The following is a 23,658-nucleotide window of genomic DNA, read 5'->3' as shown; positions in this document are numbered from 1 at the left end:
TACGTGCCGGAGGCAACCCGCACCGCGCGGTTGCCCGATTCCGGCGCGGGGAACCGCCCTGGAGCGCCTAGGACTTGGGTTTGAAGGACGCCGTCAGCGTCTGCCAGGTGTCCTTGCGCAGATCGCCGTCCCAGTCGGCGGCCTTCGCGGTGTACATCAGCGCGTACCCGAGCCCGCCGTTCACCACGAAGCCGCGGTCGATGGTGCGGTACCCGGTGCCGCCGTCGGTGTAGGTGAACTCCCAGTCGGCCGTGTTCCAGCCCCGGTAGTCCGCCTTCTCGATCCGGATCCGGTGGTACTGGGAGCGCACCATGTAGTGCTCCTGGTTCTTCCAGTCCGCCACCGGGTCGTCCTTGGGCGTGCCGGTCCAGGCCACCAGCAGCTTCTGCCCGCCGGGGCCGGTGTAACGGTCACCGGCCGATCCGTGCGACTGGTACGACCATCCCTTGGGCAGCCCGATCGAGTAGCCCTGGCCGCTCGTGCGGGTGGAGACGGCCGGCGCGCTCCCCGCACCGGCCGGCGCGCTCGCGCCGACGTCCTTGCCGGTGGCGGCACCGGTCCCGGTGCCCGTGGCGGTGGGGGCCGAACTCCCGCCGTCCGTACGGGCTCCCCCGGCCGTGCCCTTGCTCCGCCCCGCCCCGGTGGACGCGCCCGCGGTGGCCGTGTTCCGGGCGGCGCCCTTGTCGTCCTTGCCGCCGCTGCTGAGGGCGACGGCCAGCACGGTGCCGATCACCGCGAGGGCCACCACCACGGCCACGACCACCAGCGTGCGCTTGGGCACCACGTCCGTGAGCGAGGCCTTCGGCGCCGGCCGCGGCGGCAGGTCCAGATCCGGCGGGGGCATCACGGGCCAGCCCGAACCCGCCTTCGCCGGGCCGGAGTCGCCCGCCTTGCTCACGGCGGGCTTTCCGGCGGAGGCCGGCCCGGCGGCCGTGCCCGGCGTCTTGGCGGAGCCGCCGGAAGCCGGCACCGGACCGCCGTTCCTCGGCCGCGCCGAGCCCGCCGCGGCACCGGTGGCGGCGCCCGATCCGGCCCCGGTCGCCCCCGCCGCCGCCTTGCGCACCGAACGCAGCGCGCCGCGCAGCTTCTCCGCGGCCTCCTCGCTCCGCTTGCCCTCGCCGTCGCCCGGCCGCCCCGGCAGCGGTACGACACGGGTGGCGTCCAGCGGTTCCGGCTCGCGCGCGTGGATGACCTTGCCGAGCAGGGCCCGCGCCCCGGCGTCGTCGAGCCGCTCGGCCGGGTCCTTGGTGAGCAGGCCGTAGATGACGTCCCGCAGCGGGCCCGCGTTCTTGGGCTCGTCCAGCTGCTCGGTCATCACCGCGGTGAGCGTGGCGATCGCCGAGCCCTTGTCGTACGGCGGCACGCCCTCGACCGCCGCGTACAGCAGCCCGCCGAGCGACCACAGGTCGGCCGCGGGCCCCGGCTTGTGGCCGCGGGCGCGCTCCGGGGAGATGTAGGAGGGGGCGCCGACGAGCATGCCGGTCGAGGTGATGGACGGGTCGCCCTCGACCTGCGCGATGCCGAAGTCGGTGAGGACGACGCGGCCGTCGTCGGCGATGAGCACGTTGGACGGCTTCACGTCCCGGTGCAGGATGCCCTCGCGGTGGGCGGAGCGCAGCACGTCGAGGACGGCGAGGCCCACCTCGGCGGCGCGCCTGGGTTCCAGCACGCCGTCCTCGCGGATGACCTCGGCGAGGGACTTGCCCTCCACCAGCTCCATGACGATCCAGGGCCGGTCGTCCTCGTCGACCACGTCGAAGACCGTCACCGCGCTGTTGTTGCGGATCCGGGCGATCGCCTTGGCCTCGCGCAGGGTGCGCGTGATCAGGCGCCGCTTCTCCTCCTCGTCGATGTTCGACGGGAACCGCAGCTCCTTGACGGCGACGGTACGGCCGAGGGTCTCGTCCTCGGCACGCCAGACCGTGCCCATGCCGCCGCGGCCCAGGACGTCTCCCAGCCGGTACCGCCCCGCGAGGAGACGCCGTCCGCTCTTGTCCTGCCGAGTCTCCTGACGAGATGTCCCCGCCCGCTCCGCCTCCGACATGCGTCCCCTCATGCAACCCGCCCTGACAGAGGCTCCATTGTCTCTCACCCGGCGAGTGCTCCACGCCCTGGGGCCCTCGGCGGGGCCTGCCCCCGCCCACCGCGAACCTCCCCGAAGCCCCCCGCGCGTGCGGCGTCATGACGGCCCGTGAGACCCCGGCGACCCGCGGTGCCGACCCTTCGGTCACACCAGGTCAAACCGCTGCGCCGGATCCCGGCCGGCGCTCTCTCAGCCGAGCGGCACGATGTCCGGCGCGCCCAGCCGCGCCGCGTCCGCCGTCTGGTCGTCGGGCTGGAGTTGGGACTCGCGTTCGGCCTCGACCCGCTTCTCGTAATGTTCGACCTCGCGTTCGATCCGGTCCTTGTCCCAGCCGAGGACCGGCGCCATCAGCTCGGCGGCCTCGCGGGCGCTGCGGGTGCCGCGGTCGAAGGTCTCGATGGATATGCGGGTGCGCCGGGTGAGGACGTCGTCCAGGTGGCGGGCGCCCTCGTGCGAGGCGGCGTAGACGACTTCGGCGCGCAGATAGTCGTCGGCGGCGCGCAGCGGTTCGCCGAGTGCGGGGTCCGCCTCGATGAGGTCGAAGATCTCCTCGGCCATCGAGCCGTACCGGTTCAGCAGGTGCTCCACCCGGACCGTGTGCAGTCCGGTGCGGGCCGCCGTGCGGGCCCGCGCGTTCCACAGCGCCTGGTAACCCTCCGCGCCGAGCAGCGGGGTCTCCTCGGTGACACAGCCGGCGACGCGCCGGTCCAGGCCGTGCACCGCCTCGTCGACGGCGTCCTTCGCCATCACCCGGTAGGTGGTGTACTTGCCGCCCGCCACCACGACCAGGCCGGGCGCCGGGTGGGCCACCGTGTGCTCGCGGGAGAGCTTGCTGGTGGCGTCGGACTCGCCGGCCAGCAGCGGCCGCAGTCCCGCGTACACCCCCTGTACGTCCTCGCGGCGCAGCGGCACGGCCAGCACCGAGTTGACGCGTTCCAGCAGGTAGTCGATGTCGGCGCTGGAGGCGGCCGGGTGCGCCTTGTCGAGGTCCCAGTCGGTGTCGGTGGTGCCGACGATCCAGTGCCGCCCCCAGGGGATGACGAACAGGACGGACTTCTCGGTGCGCAGGATCAGGCCGCTGGTGGAGTGGATGCGGTCCTTGGGCACGACGAGGTGGATGCCCTTGGAGGCGCGGACGTGGAACTGGCCGCGCTCGCCCACCATGGCCTGGGTGTCGTCGGTCCACACCCCGGTGGCGTTGACGATCTGCTGGGCGCGCACCTCGTACTCCCCGCCGCCCTCGACGTCCTGCACACGCGCGCCGACGACCCGCTCGCCCTCGCGGATGAATCCGGTAACCCGCGCCCGGTTGGCCACCTTCGCGCCGTACGACGCCGCCGTGCGCACCAGGGTGGCCACGAAGCGGGCGTCGTCCACCTGGGCGTCGTAGTACTGGAGGGCACCGACCAGGGCGTCCTTGCGCAGGCAGGGGGCCACGCGCAGGGCCTGACCCCGGCTCAGGTGGCGGTGCACGGGCAGGCCCCGGCCGTGGCCGCGGGCCATGGACATCGCGTCGTACAGCGCGACGCCCGAGCCCGCGTACAGCCGCTCCCAGCCGCGGTGCTGCAACGGGTAGAGGAACGGCACCGGTTTGACCAGGTGCGGGGCGAGCCGTTCCAGGAGCAGGCCGCGCTCCTTCAACGCCTCGCGGACGAGCGCGAAGTCGAGCATCTCCAGATAGCGCAGCCCGCCGTGAATGAGCTTGCTGGAGCGGCTGGAGGTGCCGGACGCCCAGTCGCGGGCCTCGACCAGGCCGGTGGACAGTCCGCGGGTGACGGCGTCCAGCGCGGTGCCCGCGCCGACCACTCCGCCGCCGATCACCAGTACGTCCAGCTCGCGCTCGGCCATCGCCGCCAGTGCCTCGGCACGCTGCACCGGTCCCAGAGTCGCTGTCCTCACCGCTGCCTCCCGCTGTCGCTGACTCGCCCGCGTCGGCCGCACCCGGAGGGCGAGGCCCGGTTCACCACCACCTCATGCCCAGATTCTGACCGGCTTGCCGGTCTTCAGCCACCACGCGCCCGCGGCCTGTGGACAACCCGCGTACATCCCACGGGAGACACACGAACAGAATCCCACATAACGGTCATATTTACTCCTAGTGTGACAGTGCGCTCGCTCATCCTGTCCACAGCGGTTGCGCATCTTTTCCGCTTCGGTAATGGGAAGGACGGCCCACGCCATGCCCGCAGACCTCGCCGTCATCGGACTCGGCCCCTACGGTTTGCCGCTGGCCCAGGCCGCGGTGGCCGCCGGCATCGCGACCCTCGGCTACGCCACCGGACCCGAGGCGGGGCCGCTGAGCCCCGCCGAGCTGCGCCGGATGCACGCCTCCGGGTTCCGGCGCGCCACCGACCCGGCCCAGCTCGGCCGGGTGCGTACGGCGGTGATCTGCGCGCCCACCCCGCGCGGCGCCGACGGCGGCGTGGATCTCGGCCAGGTCGAGGCCGCCGCCCGCACCCTGGCCGGATGGCTGCGCCCGAACACCACGGTCATCCTGGAGTCGCCCGTCCTGCCGGGGACCACCGAGGACTTCCTGCGCCCCCTCCTGGAAGAGGGCTCCGGACTGCTCGCGGGCCGGGACTTCCACCTCGCCTACGCCCCCAGCCGGGTCGACCCCGGCAACCGCGCGCACACCCCGGCCGGCACCCCCAAGGTCATCGGCGGTCTCACCCCCGCCTGCACCGAGTCGGCCGCCGCCTTCTACGGTCGGCTCACCGACAAGGTGGTCCGCGCGCGCGGACTGCGCGAGGCGGAGGCGGTGCAGCTCCTGGAGACCAACTTCCGGCACGTCAACATCGCGCTGGTCAACGAGATGGCCGTGCTCTGCCACGAACTCGGCGTCGACCTGTGGGACGTCATCCGCTGCGCCGAGACCAAGCCGTTCGGCTTCCAGGCGTTCCGGCCGGGCCCCGGTGTCGGCGGCCACGCCGTCCCGCAGGACCTCACCGGCCAGGCGAGCCGCGGCCTGCGCATGGTGGAACTCGCCCAGCAGGTCAACAGCCGGATGCCCGCGTACGTGGTGCAGCGCGCCGCGGCACTGCTGAACGAGCACGGCAAGTCGGCGCGGGGCGCGCGCGTGCTGCTGCTCGGCGTGACCTACAAGGCGGACCTCCCCGACCAGGAGGGCGCCCCGGCACGGGAGATCGCCGGGCGTCTGATGGAACTCGGCGCCTCCGTGAGCTACCACGACCCCTATGTGCCCGCGTGGAGCGTCCTGGACCGCCCGGTGCCGCGTGTCGACTCCCTCTACGAGGCCGCCGCCGGCGCCGATCTGACGATCCTGCTCCAGCAGCACCGCACCTACGACCTCCAGGGCCTGTCGGTGAAGGCCCAACTCCTCCTGGACACCAGGGGTGCCACCCCGACGGGGGCGGCCCACCGGCTCTGAGGCGCCTGCGTCCGGAGCCCCGCACCGATCACGACAGGAATACAAGCCGGGCGTTGTCGGCGCCGCCTGTTAATCTCCCCCGGACTTACCGCACACAGGTGCGAGCGAGTCTTCCGTTTCCATTGCATCCAGTTGTGCCACACCACGGGGGGATTCCTGTCATGAGCCAGTCAGCACCGCCGCCGCAGCCGCAGCCCGGCCCGGTCGACGCCAACCCGTACGCCCAGCAGCCGCCGGCCGGCCTGCCGTACCCGCCGCAGCCGGGCGCCCCCGGCGGCATGCCGATGGCCCCGATCGCACCCGCGCCGGTCCGGGGCAACGCGGCCCTCGGGCTGGTCGCCGCGGTGGCCGCCGCCGTGGTCGCCGCCGCGCTCTACGGCCTGATCATCGGCGCCACCAAGCACCAGATCGGCTACGCGGCCGTGGGCGTCGGCTTCGTCATCGGCCTCGCGGCGGGCAAGGCGGGCGGCCGCAACGCCGTCCTGCCGGTCGCCTCCGTGGTGCTGGCCCTGGTCTCGGTGTACTTCGGGCAGCTGGTGGGCGAGGCGATGATCGGCGCCAAGGAGCTGGGCGTGAACTTCACCGAAGTCTTCTTCGACCACTTCGACCTGGTGCAGAAGGCATGGAAGGAGACCGTCGACCCGCTGAGCTTCCTGTTCTTCGCCATCGCCGGTTTCGCCGCGTTCTCGGCGACCAAGAAGGCCGCCCAGTAGCCACCGCCGTCCGCTCCGCCCGCCGGCGGCACCGGTTTGTCGTACAACCGTTCGCGCCCTCCGCCGGTCTCCTGTGACGCAGCCCTGATCCGAAACAACGGGTTTCCCCAGGGCTGACGCAGGACGAAAGGACGGATGCATGCGCAGAGTTCGGAGACTGGCCGCGCTGGCCACCGCGACGGCCGTGTCGGTGGGCGCGGCCGTCCTGGGCGCGGGCGCTCCCGCCGGTGCCGCGCCGAGCACCAAGGCACCGGCGACCGGGAAGAAGGCCGACTTCAACGGGGACGGCTACGGTGACCTGGCCATCTCGGCGAACGGCTACGTCACGGTGATGTACGGGTCGAAGGCGGGGCTCACCGCCTCCCGGCACCAGGTGCTGGCCGCCAATCCCGGCTCCACCGCCGGCGGGGCGTACTCCGGCTTCGGCGACTCGATGGCGACCGGCGACCTGGACGGCGACGGCTACGACGACCTGGTGGTGGGCTTCGACCGGGTGGCCCCCGCCGTGTCGATCGTCTGGGGCGGTCCCAAGGGGCTGTCCGCCCGCACCCCCCTCTCCTTCACGCCGAAGTCCTCGCCAAGCCCGATGGTCGTGGGCGACTTCGACGGCGACGGGAAGAACGACCTCGTCGCCGCCACGCGCACGAGCCTCGGCTACACGCAGACCGAACTGTTCCGGGGCCCCTTCGGCCGGGACGGCACGAACGCCTCGACGAGCCTTGTGAACTCCGGGATCATGCCCGACAGTCTGGCCGCCGGGGACGTCAACGGCGACCACGTGCCCGACCTGCTCTCCGTGGGCAGACGCGGCGGAGCCGCCGACGCCTCCCTGCTACTGGGCTCGAAACAGGGCTTCGGGCCCGCCACGTACTTCTCCACCAAGGTCGACTCCGGGAGCATCGCGGACACCGACGGCGACGGCTACGGGGACGTCGTCCTCGGTGCCGGGCTGGAGGGGTACCAGCCCAAGGGCGTCGTGGGCGGCTCGATCGTCGTCCGGTACGGCGGCAAGGGCGGCGTGAGCACCACCCGCAAGCCGGTCCGCATCAGCCAGGACACCGCCGGTGTGCCCGGCGTGGGCGAGAAGTACGACCGGTTCGGCTACGACCTGGCCACCGGCGACGTGAACGGCGACGGCTACGCCGACGTGGCGATCGGCGTGATGCAGGAGAGCATCTCGGGGGTCGGCACGACCGGCGCGGTGACCGTGCTGCGCGGGTCGGCCAAGGGACTGACCGGGACCGGCGCCGTGTCCCTGGACCAGAACACCGCAGGAGTGCCCGGCGCCAACGAGCCGTACGACATGTTCGGCTCCCGGGTCTCCCTGGTCGACATGAACGGCGACGGACGCAGCGAGCTGGCCACCGGTACCGACCACGAGAACGGCACCGAGGGCAACCTCTGGTACTTCGGCTCGGGCAGCAAGGGCCTGACCACGAGCGGGGTCGTCTCCATCGGCCCCAAGACGGTCGGCCTCACCGCCAAGTACCGCTACTTCGCCCGCTGGATGACCGGCTGACCGGGACGGTCCACGGCGTGGCGGAGGGGCCCGGCCACCGCATCGGCGGCCGGGCCCCTTCGCGGACCGCTCGGGTCAGCGCTTGTGCTGGCTGTCGGCGACCGTGACCTCGACCCGCTGGAACTCCTTGAGCTCGCTGTAGCCGGTGGTGGACATGGCGCGGCGCAGGGCGCCGAAGAGGTTCATCGAGCCGTCCGGGGTGTGGGACGGGCCGGTGAGGACCTCTTCGAGGGTGCCGACGGTGCCGAGGTCGACCTTCTTGCCGCGCGGCAGCTCCTCGTTGACCGCCTCCATGCCCCAGTGGTGGCCCTTGCCGGGCGCGTCCGTGGCACGGGCCAGCGGGGAGCCCATCATCACCGCGTCCGCGCCGCAGGCGATCGCCTTGGGCAGGTCACCGGACCAGCCGACGCCGCCGTCCGCGATCACGTGCACATAGCGGCCGCCGGACTCGTCCATGTAGTCGCGGCGGGCCGCGGCCACGTCGGCGACGGCGGTGGCCATCGGGACCTGGATGCCCAGTACGTTGCGCGTGGTGTGCGCGGCGCCGCCGCCGAAGCCGACCAGGACGCCGGCCGCGCCGGTGCGCATCAGGTGCAGCGCGGCGGTGTAGGTGGCGCAGCCGCCGACGATCACCGGGACGTCCAGCTCGTAGATGAACTGCTTCAGGTTCAGCGGTTCGTGCGAGGACGAGACGTGCTCCGCGGAGACCGTCGTACCGCGGATGACGAAGATGTCCACGCCCGCGTCCACGACCGCCTTGGAGAACTGGGCGGTGCGCTGCGGGGAGAGCGCGGCGGCCGTGACCACACCGGAGTCGCGCACCTCCTTGATGCGGGCGCCGATCAGCTCCTCCTTGATGGGCGCCGCGTAGATCTCCTGGAGGCGGCGGGTGGCGCGCTCGGCCGGCAGCTCGGTGATCTCGTCCAGCAGCGGCTGCGGGTCCTCGTACCGCGTCCACAGGCCCTCGAGGTTGAGCACGCCGAGGCCGCCCAGTTCGCCGATGCGGATCGCGGTGGCCGGGGAGACCACGGAGTCCATGGGAGCCGCCAGGAAGGGCAGCTCGAAGCGGTAGGCGTCGATCTGCCAGGCGATCGAGACCTCCTTCGGGTCCCGCGTACGGCGGCTGGGGACGACGGCGATGTCGTCGAAGGCGTACGCCCGGCGGCCGCGCTTGCCGCGCCCGATCTCGATCTCAGTCACGTCTGTGGCCTTTCCTGTTGCGTTTCAGCGCCTTCCAGTATCGCCGACGGGTAAGACAAAGGCGGCCCCGGATGTTCCGGGACCGCCTTCCGCGCGCTGTGGCGGCTACTTGGCGCTGTAGTTCGGCGCCTCGACCGTCATCTGGATGTCGTGCGGGTGGCTCTCCTTGAGGCCCGCCGAGGTGATCCGCACGAAACGGCCCTTGGACTCCATCTCCTCGATGGTGGCGGCGCCCACGTAGCCCATGGTCTGGCGCAGACCGCCGACCAGCTGGTGCAGCACGTTGGCCAGCGGGCCGCGGTAGGGCACCTGGCCCTCGACGCCCTCGGGCACGAGCTTGTCGTCGGACGCCACCTCGGCCTGGAAGTAGCGGTCCTTCGAGTACGACCGGCCCTGGCCGCGGGACTGCATCGCGCCCAGCGAGCCCATGCCGCGGTACGACTTGAACTGCTTGCCGTTGATGAACAGCAGCTCGCCCGGCGACTCCTCGCAGCCGGCCAGGAGGCTGCCCAGCATCACGGTGTCGGCGCCGGCCGCGAGGGCCTTGCCGATGTCGCCGGAGTACTGGAGGCCGCCGTCGCCGATCAGCGGGATGCCCGCGGGACGGGCGGCGCGGGACGCCTCGTAGATGGCCGTGACCTGCGGGACACCGATACCGGCGACCACGCGGGTGGTGCAGATCGAACCCGGTCCGACACCGACCTTGATGCCGTCCACACCGGCGTCGATGAGCGCCTGGGCGCCGTCGCGGGTGGCGACATTGCCGCCGATCACGTCCACGCCCACGCTGGACTTGATCTTCGCCATCCAGCTGAGGGCGTTGCTGTTGTGGCCGTGCGAGGTGTCGACCACCAGGAAGTCCGCGCCGGCCTCGGCGAGCGCCTGGGCGCGCTCCAGTGCCTCCGGGCTCGCGCCGACGGCGGCACCGACGAGCAGCCGGCCCTCGGCGTCCTTGGCGGCGTTCGGGTACTGCTCGGCCTTGACGAAGTCCTTGACGGTGATCAGGCCCTTGAGGACGCCCGCGTCGTCCACCAGCGGCAGCTTCTCGATCTTGTGCTTGCGCAGCAGCTGCATGGCCTCGGGGCCGGAGATGCCGACCTTGCCGGTGACCAGCGGCATGGGGGTCATGACCTCGTGCACCTGGCGCGTGCGGTCGCTCTCGAAGGCCATGTCACGGTTGGTGACGATGCCGAGCAGCCGGCCGGCCGGGTCGGTGACCGGGACACCGCTGATGCGGAACTTGGCGCACAGGGCGTCGGCCTCGGCGAGCGTGGCCTCCGGGTGCACCGTGATCGGGTCGGTGACCATGCCGGACTCGGACCGCTTCACCAGGTCCACCTGGTTGACCTGGTCCTCGACGGAGAGGTTGCGGTGCAGGACGCCGACGCCGCCCAGCCGGGCCATGGCGATCGCCATGCGCGACTCGGTGACCTTGTCCATCGCGGCCGACAGCAGCGGGATGTTCACCCGGACGTTGCGGGAGATGCGGGACGAGGTGTCGACCGCGTTGGGGAGCACCTCGGAGGCCCCCGGCAGCAGCAGCACGTCGTCGTAGGTCAGCCCGAGTGTCGCGAATTTTCCGGGCACTCCGTCGACGTTGGCAGTCATGACACCTTCCCCAAATGGCCTTGCTCGGTGCGGATGTCCATGCTAACGGGAAGCGCGGCCCCCGAATTCCACGAGAGAAGATCACCTTCTGCTTCGTATGTTCGTACGGATGCCCCTGCGGAGTTCACGGGAATGCCGTACGGCGCGGCCGCTACTGCTCGGCCAGCGCCCGCAGCCGGCTCAGCGCCCGGTGCTGGGCGACCCGGACCGCTCCGGGTGACATTCCCAACATCTGTCCGGTTTCCTCCGCCGTGAGGCCCACCGCGATGCGCAGCAGCAGCAGTTCGCGCTGGTTCTCGGGGAGATTGGCCAGCAGTTTCTTGGCCCACTCGGCGTCGCTGCTGAGCAGGGCGCGCTCCTCGGGGCCGAGCGAGTCGTCCGGCCGCTCGGGCATCTCGTCGGAGGGCACCGCGGTCGAACCCGGATGGCGCATCGCGGCGCGCTGGAGGTCGGCGACCTTGTGGGAGGCGATGGCGAAGACGAACGCCTCGAAGGGGCGGCCGGTGTCCCGGTAGCGGGGCAGCGCGAGCAGGACGGCGACACAGACCTCCTGCGCAAGGTCCTCCACGAAATGGCGCGCGTCGCCCGGCAGCCGCGAAAGGCGGGTGCGGCAGTAGCGCAGCGCCAGCGGGTGGACGTGCGCGAGCAGGTCGTGCGTGGCCTGCTCGTCGCCCTCGACGGCACGAAGCACGAGGGCACCGATCGCCCCGTGGGCCGTGCCCGCCTCGTCGTCGCGCATCGGTCCATGGTGCCCTGCGGCCGTCCGGTCCGTCGCATCGTGCTGATGGTTGTGCACCGAAGCGTTATGAGCAGGTGCGCCGGCACTCATCCCCTGCGCCCTCCCCTTCCGCTCGACCGACTCGTCCCCGAGAGACTCCACACCCCAAGGATGCGGCATCCGCGCCGAAACGAGCAGCGCCCGTCCGGTGGGCCGCCTCGTACGCCGCCGCACGGCACGTCCTCGCGGAGCGTACGCGGTGCCTTCCGGCCGGTCCCGACGGGCACCGGCCTGCCGGGAAACCACCGCCACGCGCACCGGGGTACAGGAACACGTACACCGGAGTGCCGGAAGCCGCCAGGGGTACGGCGCGGACGGCGCCGCCGGGAGCGGGGCGCGCCGGACGGAGGTCGCCGCATCGACCGGGATGGCGCGATGGGCCGGGGTTCGGGGTTTGCCGCGGATCCGCTCGCCAAGCGGGCGGGATGGCCGGGCACCGGGGCGCCTTCACGGCGGTCCCGGAGGACCGCTCCGAAGGGGCCGCTCCTGGAGCCGCCCGCGCACGGGCCGCTCCGCGGGACCTGCCCGGCCCCGCGCGGTGGGCGCGCGGGGCCCGCCGGGTCCTACCTCACCAGGCCCCAGCGGAAGCCGAGGGCCACCGCGTGGGCACGGTCCGAGGCGCCGAGCTTCTTGAACAGGCGCCGGGCGTGGGTCTTGACGGTGTCCTCGGAGAGGAACAGCTCTCGGCCGATCTCGGCGTTCGAGCGGCCGTGGCTCATGCCCTCCAGGACCTGGATCTCACGCGCGGTGAGCGTGGGCGCGGCGCCCATCTCGGCCGAGCGCAGCCGGCGCGGGGCCAGCCGCCAGGTCGGGTCGGCGAGGGCCTGCGTCACCGTGGCCCGCAGTTCGGCGCGCGAGGCGTCCTTGTGCAGATAGCCACGGGCACCGGCGGCGACCGCGAGGGCCACGCCGTCCAGGTCCTCGGCGACGGTGAGCATGATGATGCGCGCGCCGGGATCGGCGGACAGCAATCGGCGCACCGTCTCGACGCCGCCCAGGCCGGGCATGCGGACATCCATCAGGATGAGGTCGGAGCGGTCGGCGCCCCAGCGGCGGAGGACTTCCTCGCCGTTGGCCGCCGTCGTCACACGCTCGACACCGGGCACGGTCGCGACCGCGCGGCGGAGCGCTTCTCGGGCAAGCGGGGAGTCGTCGCAGACGAGGACGGATGTCATGACCGCCCTCCGCAGCTGATGCGCGTCACCTTGAGCCTCCAGGCTGGTACGGAATCTCACCTGTGCGGTCGACCGTCTCGGACGCCTGCCCGAGCTCTTGTGTTTTCAACCGCCTCCGCACTCTCAACGACGGTCACTCGAAAGAGTTACGGGGCTGCACACCGTCATCGGCACTCTACGTGAGGGCACCGACACGGTGCAGACATGCCCAACGGACTCTCAACTTTTCATCACAACCCATGCCCCATTCAGATGCTTTTCTTCCCGTTTCGAGGTGTTCGGGGCTAGATTCGCAATGAGTCATATTTACATCTCCTTAGACCGGAGATGTACGGTCGTTGGCACCGTATCCGCCCAGAACGGCTACAAGGGGTCACGTAATGGCAGATTTCTCCCGCCTTCCAGGACCGAACGCGGACCTGTGGGACTGGCAGCTGCTGGCTGCCTGCCGCGGGGTGGACAGCTCGCTTTTCTTCCACCCGGAGGGCGAGCGCGGGGCGGCACGGAGCGCTCGCGAGAACTCGGCCAAGGAGGTCTGCATGAGGTGCCCGGTCCGCGCGGAGTGCGCGGCACACGCGCTCGCCGTCCGCGAGCCGTACGGCGTCTGGGGCGGACTGACCGAGGACGAGCGCGAGGAGCTGATGGGGCGGGCGCGCAACCGTCTGGTGACGGCGTCGGCCTCCGGCGGCGACACCGCCGAGAGTCACTGAAGGAACGTTTCTTCATCGCACTCAGGGGCGCCGCACCCCCGGTAGCACCCGCGCGGCCGGCCGGGTGCGCGGACACTCCCCTTCGGGCACGCCCCGCGCGCGCCCGCGACTCTGCGCGGCTTCACGCCACGGCGCCGCCCAGGGTTCGCCACAGAGCTTCCTCAGCGGGCCTGCTCAGTGGGCCTCTTCAGCGTGGGTCTCTCCAGCGGTGTCGGCTTCTCCGCGGCGCGGTGTCACACCGCGCGTCCGGCCGCTCGGGCCAGCTGTTCCAGCGTCGCCGCCACCGCGGGCACCTGTGCCAGGTCGGGCAGGGTGAGCGCGACGATCTCCCGCCGCACCGCCGGCTCCAGCCGGACCGTGCGCACCCCCCGCGGCCGTACCGACTCCACCGCGAGCTGCGGCAGCACGGCCACGCCCAGACCCGCGCCCACCAGCCCCGCGACGGCCGGATAGTCGTCGGTGGCGAAGTCGATGCGCGGCGCGAACCCGGCGCCCTGGCATACCTCGACCAGCTGGCCGCGGCAGCGCGGGCAGCCCGCGATCCAGGGTTCCCCGGCCAGTTCCCCGATGGCGACGGTCTCCGCGCGCGCGAGCCGGTGCCGCTCGGGCACCAGGGCCACCAGGCGGTCCGTCAGCAGGGGGCGTACGACCAGGTCGTCCCAGTCCTCGGTGACCGCAGCGCCCTCGTAGCGGAAGGCCAGGGCGAGATCGCAGTCGCCCTCGCGCAGGAGTTCGACGGAGCGCGGGGGCTCGGCCTCCTCCAGGGAGACGCGGGTGCCGGGGTGGGCGGCGCGCAGGGCGGCCAGGGCGCTGGGGACCAGGGTGGAGCTGCCGCTCGGGAAGGAGACCAGCCGGACCCGGCCGGCCCGCAGGCCCGCGATGGCGGCGACCTCCTCCTCCGCGGCGGTGAGCCCGGCGAGGATGCCGGAGGCGTGCCGGACCAGGGCCTCGCCGGCCTGGGTCAGCCGCATCTCGCGGCCCGCCCTGATCAGCAGCGGGGTGCCGACCGAGGTCTCCAGGGCCTTCATCTGCTGGCTGACGGCGGGCTGGGTGCAGCCCAGTTCGCGCCCGGCCGCCGAGAAGGAGCCGGTGGCGGCGACGGCGCGCAGGACACGGAGATGACGGGCCTCGATCACCCCTTAAGCATAAGGCCCTCTTGGGGACGGCGCCCGAAACTGGCTCGACGCTTTGAGTAACGATCCCGTACGGTGCGGGCATGAAGCTTCTCTCCGTCAATGTGGGGCAGGCACGCCCGGTGCCGTACACCAGCCAGCCGGAGGGCCTGACGGGCATCGACAAGAAGCCGGTCGAGGGGCCCGTACGGGTGTCCGCGCCGGGTCCGAAGGGGACCGCGGGGAGCGGGCTCGCCGGGGACGCGGTGTGCGACCTGCGCCACCACGGCGGCGACGACCAGGCGGTGTACGCGTTCGCGCGCGAGGACCTGGACGACTGGGAGCGCGAGCTGGGCCGCACCCTGGCCAACGGCTGCTTCGGGGAGAACATCACGACCGCCGGGCTCGACGTCTCGGGGGCGCTGATCGGCGAGCGCTGGCGGATCGGTCCGGCGGTGGTGCTCCAGGTGACCTCGGGCCGTATCCCGTGCCGCACCTTCCAGGGCCATCTGGGCGAACCGGGCTGGGTCCGCAGGTTCACCCGGAAGGGCGCCACGGGTGCCTACCTCCGGGTGATCGAACCCGGCGAGATCCGCGCGGGCGACGACGTCGAGGTCCTGCACCGGCCCGGCCACGGGGTGACCGCGGCGCTGGAGTTCCGCGCGACCACCACCGAGCGGGAACTGCTGCCGCGACTGCTCGCCGCGGGCGCGGACCTGCACCCGGAGGCGCTGGCCGCGGCCCGCTCCTACGTCGCCGCGCAGACCCGCTGAGGCCCCGTCACCGCATGGCGGACAGCTCCTGCCCGGCGCGCCCGCGATCACTACCCTTGGGCCATGACAACGGCTCTGATTACGGGATCGACCGCGGGCATCGGCGCCGCCTTCGCACGTCGGCTGGCGGCTGACGGGCATGACCTCGTCCTGGTGGCGCGGGACGCCAAGCGGCTGCGCGAACAGGCGACCGAGCTGCACGACCGGCACGGCATCGAGGCGGAGGTGCTGGCCGCCGACCTCTCCGCGGACCAGGGCATCGAGACCGTCGCCGACCGGCTCGGCGACCGCAGGAACCCGGTCGACCTGTTGGTCAACAACGCCGGTTTCGGCAACAAGGGCCGCTATCTGGACGTCTCCATGGCCGACGAGCTGACGATGCTCAAGGTGCACTGCGAGGCGGTGCTGCGGCTGACCTCGGCGGCGGCCGCGGCGATGCGCGAGCGGGGCCGGGGCGGGGTGGTCAACGTCGCCTCGGTGGCGGCCTTCGTGCCCCGCGGCACCTATGGCGCGTCCAAGGCGTGGGTCGTGCAGTTCACCCAGGGCGTGGCGCGGGACCTGGCCGGCACCGGTGTGCGCCTGATGGCGCTGTGCCCCGGCTTCGTGCGCACCGAGTTCCACCAGCGGGCCGGGATGGGCACGGACAACATCCCCGGCTGGATGTGGCTGGACGCCGACAAACTGGTCGCGGCGGCCCTCACCGACCTGGCCCGCGGCAAGTCCCTCTCCATCCCGGACCCCCGCTACAAGGCCCTGATGGGCCTGGTCAAGATCACCCCCCGCGGCCTCCTCGGCGGCGTCACCTCCCGCACCGGCCGCAAGTACGGGCCGCAGTAGGCGCGGGCCGCGCGCGGGTGCCGTCGGTGACCCGGTGGGGGACGGGGCGAGACGAACCGGATCGTGGACCACTGGATCGCACGGGCCGGGGGGCGGCGACCGGGCCGCACCGTCGAAGACGTCCCCGTCCGGAAGGCAGCGGAGCGCCGGAGCGGGGCACGCCGAAGGCCCGGCGCCCCCAAGGGGCTGCCGGGCCTTCGGGCGGAGCGGTGGGGCTCAGTGGGCGTGGCCGTGGCTGTGGCCGTGGCCCGCGGCGGCCTCCGGCTCCTCTTCCTTCTTCTCAACGACCAGGGTCTCGGTCGTGAGCAGCAGGGAGGCGATGGAGGCGGCGTTCTCCAGGGCGGAGCGGGTCACCTTGACCGGGTCGATGACGCCGGCCTTGATCAGGTCGCCGTACTCGCCGGTGGCGGCGTTGTAGCCCTGACCCTTGTCCAGGTCCTTGACCTTGGAGACGATGACGTAGCCCTCCTGGCCGGCGTTCTCGCCGATCCAGCGCAGCGGCTCGACGACCGCGTTGCGGACCACGGCGACACCGGTGGCCTCGTCGCCGGTCTTGTCGAGGTTGCCCTCGAGGACCTTGGAGGCGTGCACCAGGGCGGAGCCGCCACCGGAGACGATGCCCTCCTCGACCGCGGCGCGGGTCGCGGAGATGGCGTCCTCCAGACGGTGCTTCTTCTCCTTCAGCTCCACCTCGGTGGCGGCGCCGACCTTGATCACGCACACGCCGCCGGCCAGCTTCGCGAGGCGCTCCTGGAGCTTCTCGCGGTCCCAGTCGGAGTCGGTGTTCTCGATCTCGGCCTTGATCTGCGCGACGCGGCCGTTCAGGTCCTCGGCCTTGCCGGCACCCTCGACGATCGTGGTGTCGTCCTTGGTGACGGTGACGCGGCGGGCGGAGCCCAGCACCTCGAGACCGACCTGGTCGATCTTGAGACCGACCTCCTCGGAGATGACGGTGGCGCCGGTGAGGACGGCCATGTCCTGGAGCATCGCCTTGCGGCGGTCGCCGAAGCCGGGGGCCTTCACCGCGACGGCGTTGAAGGTGCCGCGGATCTTGTTGACGACCAGGGTCGACAGGGCTTCGCCCTCGACGTCCTCGGCGATGATCAGCAGCGGCTTGGAGGAGCCGGCCTGGATGACCTTCTCCAGCAGCGGCAGCAGGTCCGCGATGGCGGAGATCTTGCCCTGGTTGATCAGGATGTACGGGTCGTCGAGGACGGCCTCCATACGCTCCTGGTCGGTCACGAAGTACGGCGACAGGTAGCCCTTGTCGAAGGCCATGCCCTCGGTGAAGTCCAGCTCCAGACCGAAGGTGTTGGACTCCTCGACGGTGATGACACCGTCCTTGCCGACCTTGTCCATGGCCTCGGCGATCAGCTCGCCGACCTGCTGGTCCTGGGCGGACAGCGCGGCGACGGCGGCGATGTCGGACTTCTCGTCGATCGGGCGGGCCGTGGCGAGCAGGTCGTCGGAGACGGCCTTGACGGCGGCGTCGATGCCCTTCTTCAGGGCGGCCGGGGAGGCACCGGCGGCGACGTTCTTCAGGCCCTCGCGCACCAGCGCCTGGGCGAGCACGGTGGCGGTGGTGGTGCCGTCACCCGCGATGTCGTTGGTCTTGGTCGCCACCTCCTTCACCAGCTGCGCGCCGAGGTTCTCGTACGGGTCCTCGATCTCGACCTCGCGGGCGATGGTGACGCCGTCGTTGGTGATGGTGGGGGCGCCGAACTTCTTGTCGATGACGACGTTGCGACCCTTGGGGCCGATCGTCACCTTCACCGTGTCGGCCAGCTTGTTGACGCCGCGCTCGAGGGCGCGACGGGCGTCCTCGTCGAACTTCAGGATCTTCGCCATGACAGCGGGAGCCCTCTCGAAATCTGTGGGTGAAAAAAGACGAACTGCGCCCCTGGGCGCCCGGCTTCGTTATCGGTTGCGGGGGCCAGGGGCGCAGTTCAGAGCAAAGGTTCGCTCGGGTGAATTACTTCTCGATGATCGCGAGCACGTCGCGAGCCGAGAGGACGAGGTACTCGTCGCCGTTGTACTTCACCTCGGTGCCGCCGTACTTGCTGTACAGGACGACGTCGCCGACCTTGACGTCGAGCGGCAGGCGCTCGCCGTTCTCGAAGCGACCCGGACCGACGGCGAGGACGGCGCCCTCCTGGGGCTTCTCCTTCGCGGTGTCCGGGATGACCAGGCCAGAGGCCGTGGTCTGCTCGGCGTCGAGCGGCTGGACCACGATGCGGTCCTCGAGCGGCTTGATGGCAACCTTGGAGCTGGCGGTCGTCACGATCCGACCTCCCCCTTCGGAGATCTCACGGGGTTAACTGTCTGAGGTGGCGACCAGGTCGATCCGTCGTCGCGGGTGCCGGACCTGCCCGTCGCGTTGTTGGCACTCTCCAGTGGGGAGTGCCAGAGCCGAGACTATGGCGGGGATTAGCACTCGGTCAAGCGGAGTGCCAATCCCGTGCGGCGCGTCGGCCGAAATCGGGGGTGCGGCGGCGGCCGGCGCCGGTGGTTCCGCTGCCGGGTGCCGCGCGCCCCGGCCCCCCGTCGGCCTGCGGCCTCGCCCTCGAACGCCGGACGGCCCGCGGTGGCTACAGGTAGTCCTCGAGGCGGGCCGGCGCCAGGTTCCCGCTGCGGATGGCGGCCAAGAGGCGGGCCGTGGGGGCGCCGGGGGTCAGCCGGACGATGTCGCCCCGGCGGAGGTGGTGCGGGCCCCGCGGGTAGGTGAGGCCCGCCGGAGTGAGGGTGGCGCGCCACAGGACGACGGCGGTGGTGCCGCAGTCGGCGGCCGCGCGCAGGGTCGTACGGTCGTACGCGCCCCGCGGCGGGCGCAGGAGCCGGGCGCGGAGGGCGCAGAGCTCGGCGCGCTGGGTGGCGTACGGCGCTCCCGCCAAGGTTTTGCGCACCAGGGTGAACCGGCTCACCGGAAGGCGCGGTTCGCGCGGGGCGGAGGTGGAGCGGGGGCCGCGGTCGTCGGCGTCGTAGGTGAGGAAGACGACCCGGTCGCGGGTGCGGACGTGGTCCACGACCGGGGGCAGGGCGCGGCCGGAGGGGGGCGCCGCGAGGGGGCGTCCGTGCGGGCGTACTCCCTCCGCCGCCTTCCTGCCGAGGCGTTCGATGGGCACGACGGGCTGGGCGCACCCGGCGAGGACCAGGGCCGCGGCGAGCACCCCGGCCACCAGCGGGACCGGTCTCCGCGGGGCCGGCGCCCCTTCGGCCCCGCGCCTCACGGGCACCCTTCGCGCCCCGCGTCCCGCCCGCACCAGACCGGCCACCCGCCTCACCACCCTTCCGGCCGCATGGCTTACCGGCACCTCACCGGATGCCTCGCGGCGCCCGAGGTCCGCTCACAGGTAGTCCTCCAGCCGGGCCACCGCGTAGCCCTCGCGCGTCACCTTGTTCAGGAAGCGGCGCATGTCGTCGACCATCGTGCCGTCCCAGTCGCTGCGGCCCCGGAAGTGGGTGAGGACGATGTCGCCGCGGCGCAGCTGCTGGTCGTCCTCGCGGAACTCCCAGTGGTCGACGTACACCTCCTCGTTCCAGATCGGGGCGTACTTGATGCCGCAGGACTTGGCGGCGACCAGGGTGTCCTGGTTGTAGTTGCCGTAGGGCGGGCGCAGGACGGTCGGGCGTCTGCCGAACTGCTTCTGCATGATGTCCTGCATGTCGCAGATCTCGTGCTTCTGCTCCTCGTAGGACAGCCCCGGCAGGTAGGGGTGGGTGAGGGTGTGGTTGTTCAGGGTGTTGCCGTAGGACTGGGCCTTGCGGAAGTAGCCGTAGTCGTCCTTGACCAGGTAGTTGCTGAGAAAGGCGGTGTACGGGATCTTCAGGTCCCGCATCATCTGGAGGAACCGGGGGTCCTTCTCCGAGCCGTCGTCGATGGTGAGGAAGACGACCTTGTTCCTGGTCGGGACCGTGGTGAAGACCGGCGGCAGGGCCCAGTCGACCTGGTGGTCCACCTCGAAGCCGGGGCGCGCGGTGATGCGGGGCTTCACCTTGGGCGGCGCCGGGGGCGTGAGCGGGACCTCGTCCAGGCCCCAGCGCTTCGCCGCCGCCACCATGCGGGCGTGTTCGGCGGCCCGGACGGCGCGGGGGTCCGGGGCGGCGTGGCCGGTCGCGCCCTGGCCGGCGGCCGGGCGGGCGGCGTGCGGGTCGGAGCCGGCGCCGGAGCAGCCGGTGACGAGTGCGGTCGAGGCGAGGACGGCGGCGGCACAGCCGAGAGCGGCCCGCGCCCGACTTTTGTCATTTTGTACTACTAGTCGCATGGTGCTGGATCTTCGCAGCCCCCGCCCCCGATCCCCCGCCGACACCGCCGCCGTGCCGCGCACCATCCACCGACTGGCCCACAATGACCCGGTGAACGACCTCGCTCCTCTCCTCACCCCCGAAGGCCGGGCCCTCCTCGAAGAGGTCCGCGGCACCGCCCCGGCCGACGAACTCGCCGTCGCCACCAGGCTGCGCCGCGACCACCCCGCCGAACTGGTGTCGGCCGCGCTCGGCCAGGCCCGGCTGCGGCAGCGCGCGGCGGCCAAGTTCGCGGCGGCGGACGCGGAGCGGATGTTCTTCACGCCGAACGGGGTCGAGCAGTCGACGCGGGCGAGCGTGGCGGCGTACCGGGCGCGGCGGCTGACCGATCTCGGGGTGACCTCGGTGGCGGACCTGTGCTGCGGGATCGGCGGGGACGCCATCGCGCTGGCGCGGGCCGGGATCCGGGTGCTCGCCGTGGACCGGGACCCGCTGACGGCGGCCGTGGCGCGGGCGAACGCCGAGGCGCTGGGGCTCACCGGCCTGATGGAGGTGCGGGAGGCGGATGTCACGGAGGTGGACACCGCCGGGTACGACGCCGTGTTCGTGGACCCGGCGCGAAGGGGCGGGAGGGGCAGGATCTTCGACCCGGAGGCGTACTCGCCTCCGCTGTCGTGGGCCGTGGACGCCGCGCGCCGGGCGCCGCACGCGGCGCTGAAGATCGCGCCCGGCATCCCGCACGAGGCGGTGCCGCCGGAGGCCGAGGCGGAGTGGATCTCGGACGGCGGCGATGTGAAGGAAGCGGTGCTCTGGTTCGGGACCGGGGCGCCGGGCGCGGTCCGCGCCACCCTGCTGCCCGGCCCGCGCACCCTGCTGGGGCGGGGCCTGCCGGACCCCGGAACGCGCCCGGTGGGGCGGTACGTGTACGAGCCGGACGGTGCCGTGATCCGCGCGCATCTGGTCGCCGAGGTGGCCGAGGAGGTCGGCGGCGGACTGATCGACGCGACCATCGCGTACGTCACCGCCGACGAGCTGCACCCGACCCCGTACGCCACCCCCTACGAGATCACCGACCAACTCCCCTTCAATCTCAAGAAGTTGAAGGCGCTGCTGCGTGAACGCGAGGTCGGGACGCTGACCGTGAAGAAGCGCGGCTCGGCGGTCGAGCCGGAGGAGCTGCGGCGCAAGGTGAAACCGCAGGGGCCGAACGCGGCGACGGTGTTCCTCACTCGGGTCGCGGGCGCGCCGACGATGCTGGTCGGCGGTCCCGCCCGGCCGCCCGAGGGCCCCTGACCGGCGGTCAGCGCAGGCTCGCCCACAGGTTCCCGGCGTCCGGCTCCTTCGCGATCACCCGGTTGGGGTCCGAGGGCGCCGTGACCACCGGCATCATCACGGTCTTCACCCGGTCCGCGCCCAGCCCCTTCAGGCTCTCGCCCAGCTCGGTCAGCCCGGTCAGGGAGGCGAGGCCGGTGTCGGTGGTGAGGCTCTTGGTGGCCGCGTCGGCGACCTGGTAGAGCCTGGCCGGGTCGGTGAGCAGGTTCGTGCCGGATATCCGCTCCAACAGGGCCTTCACGAGGAGCTGTTGGAGACCTATGCGGCCGAGGTCGCTGCCGTCGCCGATGCCGTGCCGGGTGCGGGCGAGGGCCAGTGCCTGTCTGCCGTCGAGGTGGTGGGCTCCGGCCGCCAGGTGCAGATGGCTCCTGTCGTCGTCGATGTTCCGGGTGGTGGTGACGTCGACCCCGCCGAGCGCGTCGACCAGCTTGGCGAAGCCGGAGAAGTCGATCTCGACGAAGTGGTCCATGCGCACCCCGGTGATCGACTCGACCGTCTTGACCGCGCACACCGGACCGCCCACCGAGAAGGCGCTGTTGAACATGGAGCCGTACGCCACCGCCGTCGAACCCCCGTCGGGCAGCGGGCAGGAAGGGCGGGTGACGAGGGTGTCGCGCGGGATGCTGACCACGGTGGCGCGGGTGCGGCCCGCGTCCAGGTGCACCACCATCGCGGTGTCCGAGCGGGCGCCCGAACTGTCGCCGCCGCCCAGCTCCTTGTCCGCCTTGCCGCTGCGCGAGTCCGAGCCCAGCACCAGGATGTTGAGGGAAGTGGCCGGCAGCGGGGCGTCCGTGGAAGCGCTCGCGGAAGGCGCGATCATCGCGTGCGCGGGGCGGTCGTCGCCGAGCGCGCCCTCGATGTCGACACCCTTGATGTTGCGGTTCAGATGCCAGTAGGCGTAGCCCGCGGTGGCCGTCCCCAGCACCAGGGCCGCCGCCAGGGTGAGCCCGGCGATCCGCAGCACCCTCGAACGCCGGCCGTGCTCCTCGTGTCGCGTCACGGCAGGAACGTAAGTCCGAATTATTAGCGGACTGTTAGCGGAAGCCGTACGACGGGATTTTCTTCCGGAATTCTCATCGGCGGCGGGCCGGCGACACTCTTTCGAAAGTTTCGGTCAGGCGGTCGCGCGGCGCGGCTCCGCGGTGCTGGAGCGCACCACCAGGCTGGTCGCCAGCTCCAGCCGGGTGGCGGCGCGCTCCCCGTGCGTGCCGCCCAGTTCGAGCACCAGACGGGCCGCGGCCTCGGCCATCTCGGTCAGCGGCTGCCGCACGGTCGTCAGCGGCGGGCCGACCCAGCGGGCCACCGGCAGATCGTCGAAGCCGACCACGCTGAGGTCCTCCGGAACGCGCAGCCCCAGCTCCCGCGCGGCCTCGTACAGCCCCAGGGCCTGGAGGTCGTTGCCCGCGAAGACGGCGGTCGGCCGGTCGGGGCGGCGCAGCAGCTCCAGGCCCAGGCGGTAGCCGGCGTCGTGGTGGAAGTCCCCGGCCACCACCAGCGAGGGATCGGCGGGCAGCCCGGCCGTCTCCAGCGCGGCGCGGTAGCCGTCGATGCGGGCGCGGCTGCACATCATCCGGGACGGGCCGCTGATCGCGCCGATCCGGGTGTGGCCCAGCTCGACCAGGTGGCGGGTGGCCGCGAGCCCGCCCTGCCAGTTGGTGGCGCCGATGGACGGCACGTCCGGGCCCGGATCGCCGGCCGGGTCCACCACCACGAACGGGATGGACCTGCTGGTCAGCAGCGCCTGCTGGGCGCCGTCCAGCTCGGACAGGACGAGGACGACGCCGTGCGGGCGGCGGGCGGCCACCTGGTCGGCCCAGGAGCGGCCGGGGGTGAGCCGCCCGGCGGACTCGGACAGCACCACGCTGAGGCCCGCCGACTGCGCCACGTTCTCCACGCCCCGGATGACCTCCATCGCCCAGGCGCTCTCCAGCTCGTGGAAGACCAGGTCGATCAGCGGGGAGCGGGACGACTCGGCGCGCCTGCGCCGGTAGCCGTGGGCGCGCAGCAGCTCCTCGACACGGGTGCGCGTCGCGGCGGCGACATCGGCTCTGCCGTTGAGGACCTTCGAAACAGTCGGAGCGGACACCCCTGCCTCACGGGCGATCTCCGCGAGCGTCGCGGTCTGCGTTTCCACGGACTTCCCAGGCTTCATGCCGCGATCGTAATCCCTGCGCGACCCCTTGACGAC

20 protein-coding genes are annotated in these 23,658 nt (G+C 72.2%); 7 read left to right on the top strand and 13 right to left on the bottom strand.

What is annotated here, in order from left to right; translation table 11 throughout:
- Positions 1-67: 67 nt before the first annotated feature.
- Complete coding sequence (locus ACZ7EC_RS17270; RefSeq protein WP_471063282.1) at positions 68-2,044, bottom strand: serine/threonine-protein kinase; 1,977 nt, start codon at positions 2,042-2,044, stop codon at positions 68-70.
- Positions 2,045-2,272: 228 nt separating this feature from the next.
- Positions 2,273-3,982 (bottom strand): glycerol-3-phosphate dehydrogenase/oxidase, encoded by a 1,710-nt coding sequence (locus ACZ7EC_RS17265; RefSeq protein ID WP_471063280.1) that lies wholly within the window; start codon positions 3,980-3,982, stop codon positions 2,273-2,275.
- A gap of 280 nt (positions 3,983-4,262) precedes the next feature.
- On the opposite strand from ACZ7EC_RS17265, the gene ACZ7EC_RS17260 reads away from it, so the two are divergent.
- The 3 genes from ACZ7EC_RS17260 (at position 4,263) to ACZ7EC_RS17250 (ending at position 7,703) form a co-directional block, all read left to right on the top strand.
- The gene (locus ACZ7EC_RS17260) at positions 4,263-5,471 is read left to right on the top strand and encodes a nucleotide sugar dehydrogenase (protein WP_471063278.1); all 1,209 of its coding nucleotides are present in this window, start codon (positions 4,263-4,265) and stop codon (positions 5,469-5,471) included.
- Positions 5,472-5,632: 161 nt separating this feature from the next.
- Entirely contained in the window at positions 5,633-6,184 is a 552-nt protein-coding gene (locus ACZ7EC_RS17255) for a hypothetical protein (protein WP_471063276.1), read from the top strand.
- A 139-nt stretch (positions 6,185-6,323) separates the two neighbouring features.
- On the top strand, positions 6,324-7,703 hold the full coding sequence (locus tag ACZ7EC_RS17250; RefSeq protein ID WP_471063274.1) for an FG-GAP and VCBS repeat-containing protein: 1,380 nt from the start codon (positions 6,324-6,326) through the stop codon (positions 7,701-7,703).
- 75 nt (positions 7,704-7,778) lie between these two features.
- On the opposite strand, the gene ACZ7EC_RS17245 is transcribed toward ACZ7EC_RS17250, so the two are convergent.
- The 4 genes from ACZ7EC_RS17245 to ACZ7EC_RS17230 form a co-directional block, all read right to left on the bottom strand.
- The gene (locus tag ACZ7EC_RS17245) at positions 7,779-8,903 is read right to left on the bottom strand and encodes a GuaB3 family IMP dehydrogenase-related protein (protein WP_471063272.1); all 1,125 of its coding nucleotides are present in this window, start codon (positions 8,901-8,903) and stop codon (positions 7,779-7,781) included.
- A gap of 105 nt (positions 8,904-9,008) precedes the next feature.
- A complete protein-coding gene (gene guaB / locus ACZ7EC_RS17240) occupies positions 9,009-10,511 on the bottom strand; it encodes an IMP dehydrogenase (protein WP_471063270.1) in 1,503 nt (500 codons plus the stop codon).
- Positions 10,512-10,662: 151 nt separating this feature from the next.
- Complete coding sequence (locus tag ACZ7EC_RS17235) at positions 10,663-11,250, bottom strand: sigma-70 family RNA polymerase sigma factor (protein ID WP_397984455.1); 588 nt, start codon at positions 11,248-11,250, stop codon at positions 10,663-10,665.
- 602 nt (positions 11,251-11,852) lie between these two features.
- Positions 11,853-12,464, bottom strand: a complete 612-nt coding sequence (locus tag ACZ7EC_RS17230) for a response regulator transcription factor (protein ID WP_003948568.1) — start codon at positions 12,462-12,464, stop codon at positions 11,853-11,855.
- A gap of 380 nt (positions 12,465-12,844) precedes the next feature.
- Here ACZ7EC_RS17230 and ACZ7EC_RS17225 point away from each other — a divergent pair, with 380 nt between their 5' ends.
- Positions 12,845-13,174: a WhiB family transcriptional regulator gene (locus ACZ7EC_RS17225; RefSeq protein ID WP_471063267.1), complete on the top strand. Its 330-nt coding sequence runs from the start codon at positions 12,845-12,847 to the stop codon at positions 13,172-13,174.
- 233 nt (positions 13,175-13,407) lie between these two features.
- Here the strand turns inward: ACZ7EC_RS17225 and ACZ7EC_RS17220 are convergent, their stop codons facing one another.
- Positions 13,408-14,310: a LysR family transcriptional regulator gene (locus ACZ7EC_RS17220; protein WP_471063265.1), complete on the bottom strand. Its 903-nt coding sequence runs from the start codon at positions 14,308-14,310 to the stop codon at positions 13,408-13,410.
- Positions 14,311-14,390: 80 nt separating this feature from the next.
- Between ACZ7EC_RS17220 and ACZ7EC_RS17215 the strand changes: the two genes are divergently transcribed.
- Positions 14,391-15,059 carry an MOSC domain-containing protein gene (locus tag ACZ7EC_RS17215; protein ID WP_471063263.1) on the top strand — a complete coding sequence of 223 codons (669 nt, stop codon included), beginning with the start codon at positions 14,391-14,393 and terminating at the stop codon, positions 15,057-15,059.
- 63 nt (positions 15,060-15,122) lie between these two features.
- Positions 15,123-15,896, top strand: coding sequence for an SDR family NAD(P)-dependent oxidoreductase (locus tag ACZ7EC_RS17210; protein ID WP_471063261.1), 774 nt, complete (start codon positions 15,123-15,125; stop codon positions 15,894-15,896).
- 216 nt (positions 15,897-16,112) lie between these two features.
- On the opposite strand, the gene groL is transcribed toward ACZ7EC_RS17210, so the two are convergent.
- The 4 genes from groL to ACZ7EC_RS17190 form a co-directional block, all read right to left on the bottom strand.
- Entirely contained in the window at positions 16,113-17,744 is a 1,632-nt protein-coding gene (gene groL / locus ACZ7EC_RS17205; RefSeq protein ID WP_397984460.1) for a chaperonin GroEL, read from the bottom strand.
- Between the two features lie 124 nt (positions 17,745-17,868).
- A complete protein-coding gene (groES, locus tag ACZ7EC_RS17200) occupies positions 17,869-18,177 on the bottom strand; it encodes a co-chaperone GroES (protein WP_004955293.1) in 309 nt (102 codons plus the stop codon).
- Between the two features lie 307 nt (positions 18,178-18,484).
- The gene (locus ACZ7EC_RS17195) at positions 18,485-19,072 is read right to left on the bottom strand and encodes a hypothetical protein (RefSeq protein ID WP_471063259.1); all 588 of its coding nucleotides are present in this window, start codon (positions 19,070-19,072) and stop codon (positions 18,485-18,487) included.
- 168 nt (positions 19,073-19,240) lie between these two features.
- The gene (locus ACZ7EC_RS17190; RefSeq protein ID WP_471063257.1) at positions 19,241-20,158 is read right to left on the bottom strand and encodes a polysaccharide deacetylase family protein; all 918 of its coding nucleotides are present in this window, start codon (positions 20,156-20,158) and stop codon (positions 19,241-19,243) included.
- Between the two features lie 91 nt (positions 20,159-20,249).
- On the opposite strand from ACZ7EC_RS17190, the gene ACZ7EC_RS17185 reads away from it, so the two are divergent.
- Entirely contained in the window at positions 20,250-21,431 is a 1,182-nt protein-coding gene (locus ACZ7EC_RS17185) for a THUMP-like domain-containing protein (RefSeq protein WP_471063621.1), read from the top strand.
- Between the two features lie 7 nt (positions 21,432-21,438).
- Here the strand turns inward: ACZ7EC_RS17185 and ACZ7EC_RS17180 are convergent, their stop codons facing one another.
- Both ACZ7EC_RS17180 and ACZ7EC_RS17175 read right to left on the bottom strand, forming a co-directional pair.
- Positions 21,439-22,470 (bottom strand): LCP family protein, encoded by a 1,032-nt coding sequence (locus ACZ7EC_RS17180; protein ID WP_471063255.1) that lies wholly within the window; start codon positions 22,468-22,470, stop codon positions 21,439-21,441.
- A gap of 114 nt (positions 22,471-22,584) precedes the next feature.
- Positions 22,585-23,622 carry a LacI family DNA-binding transcriptional regulator gene (locus tag ACZ7EC_RS17175; protein ID WP_471063253.1) on the bottom strand — a complete coding sequence of 346 codons (1,038 nt, stop codon included), beginning with the start codon at positions 23,620-23,622 and terminating at the stop codon, positions 22,585-22,587.
- Positions 23,623-23,658: the final 36 nt, after the last annotated feature.

The sequence above is a fragment of the Streptomyces sp. NPDC037203 genome (assembly GCF_055605065.1).
The sequence above is the reverse complement of the archived record's forward strand: the minus strand, read 5'-3'. Positions and strand labels throughout refer to the sequence as shown.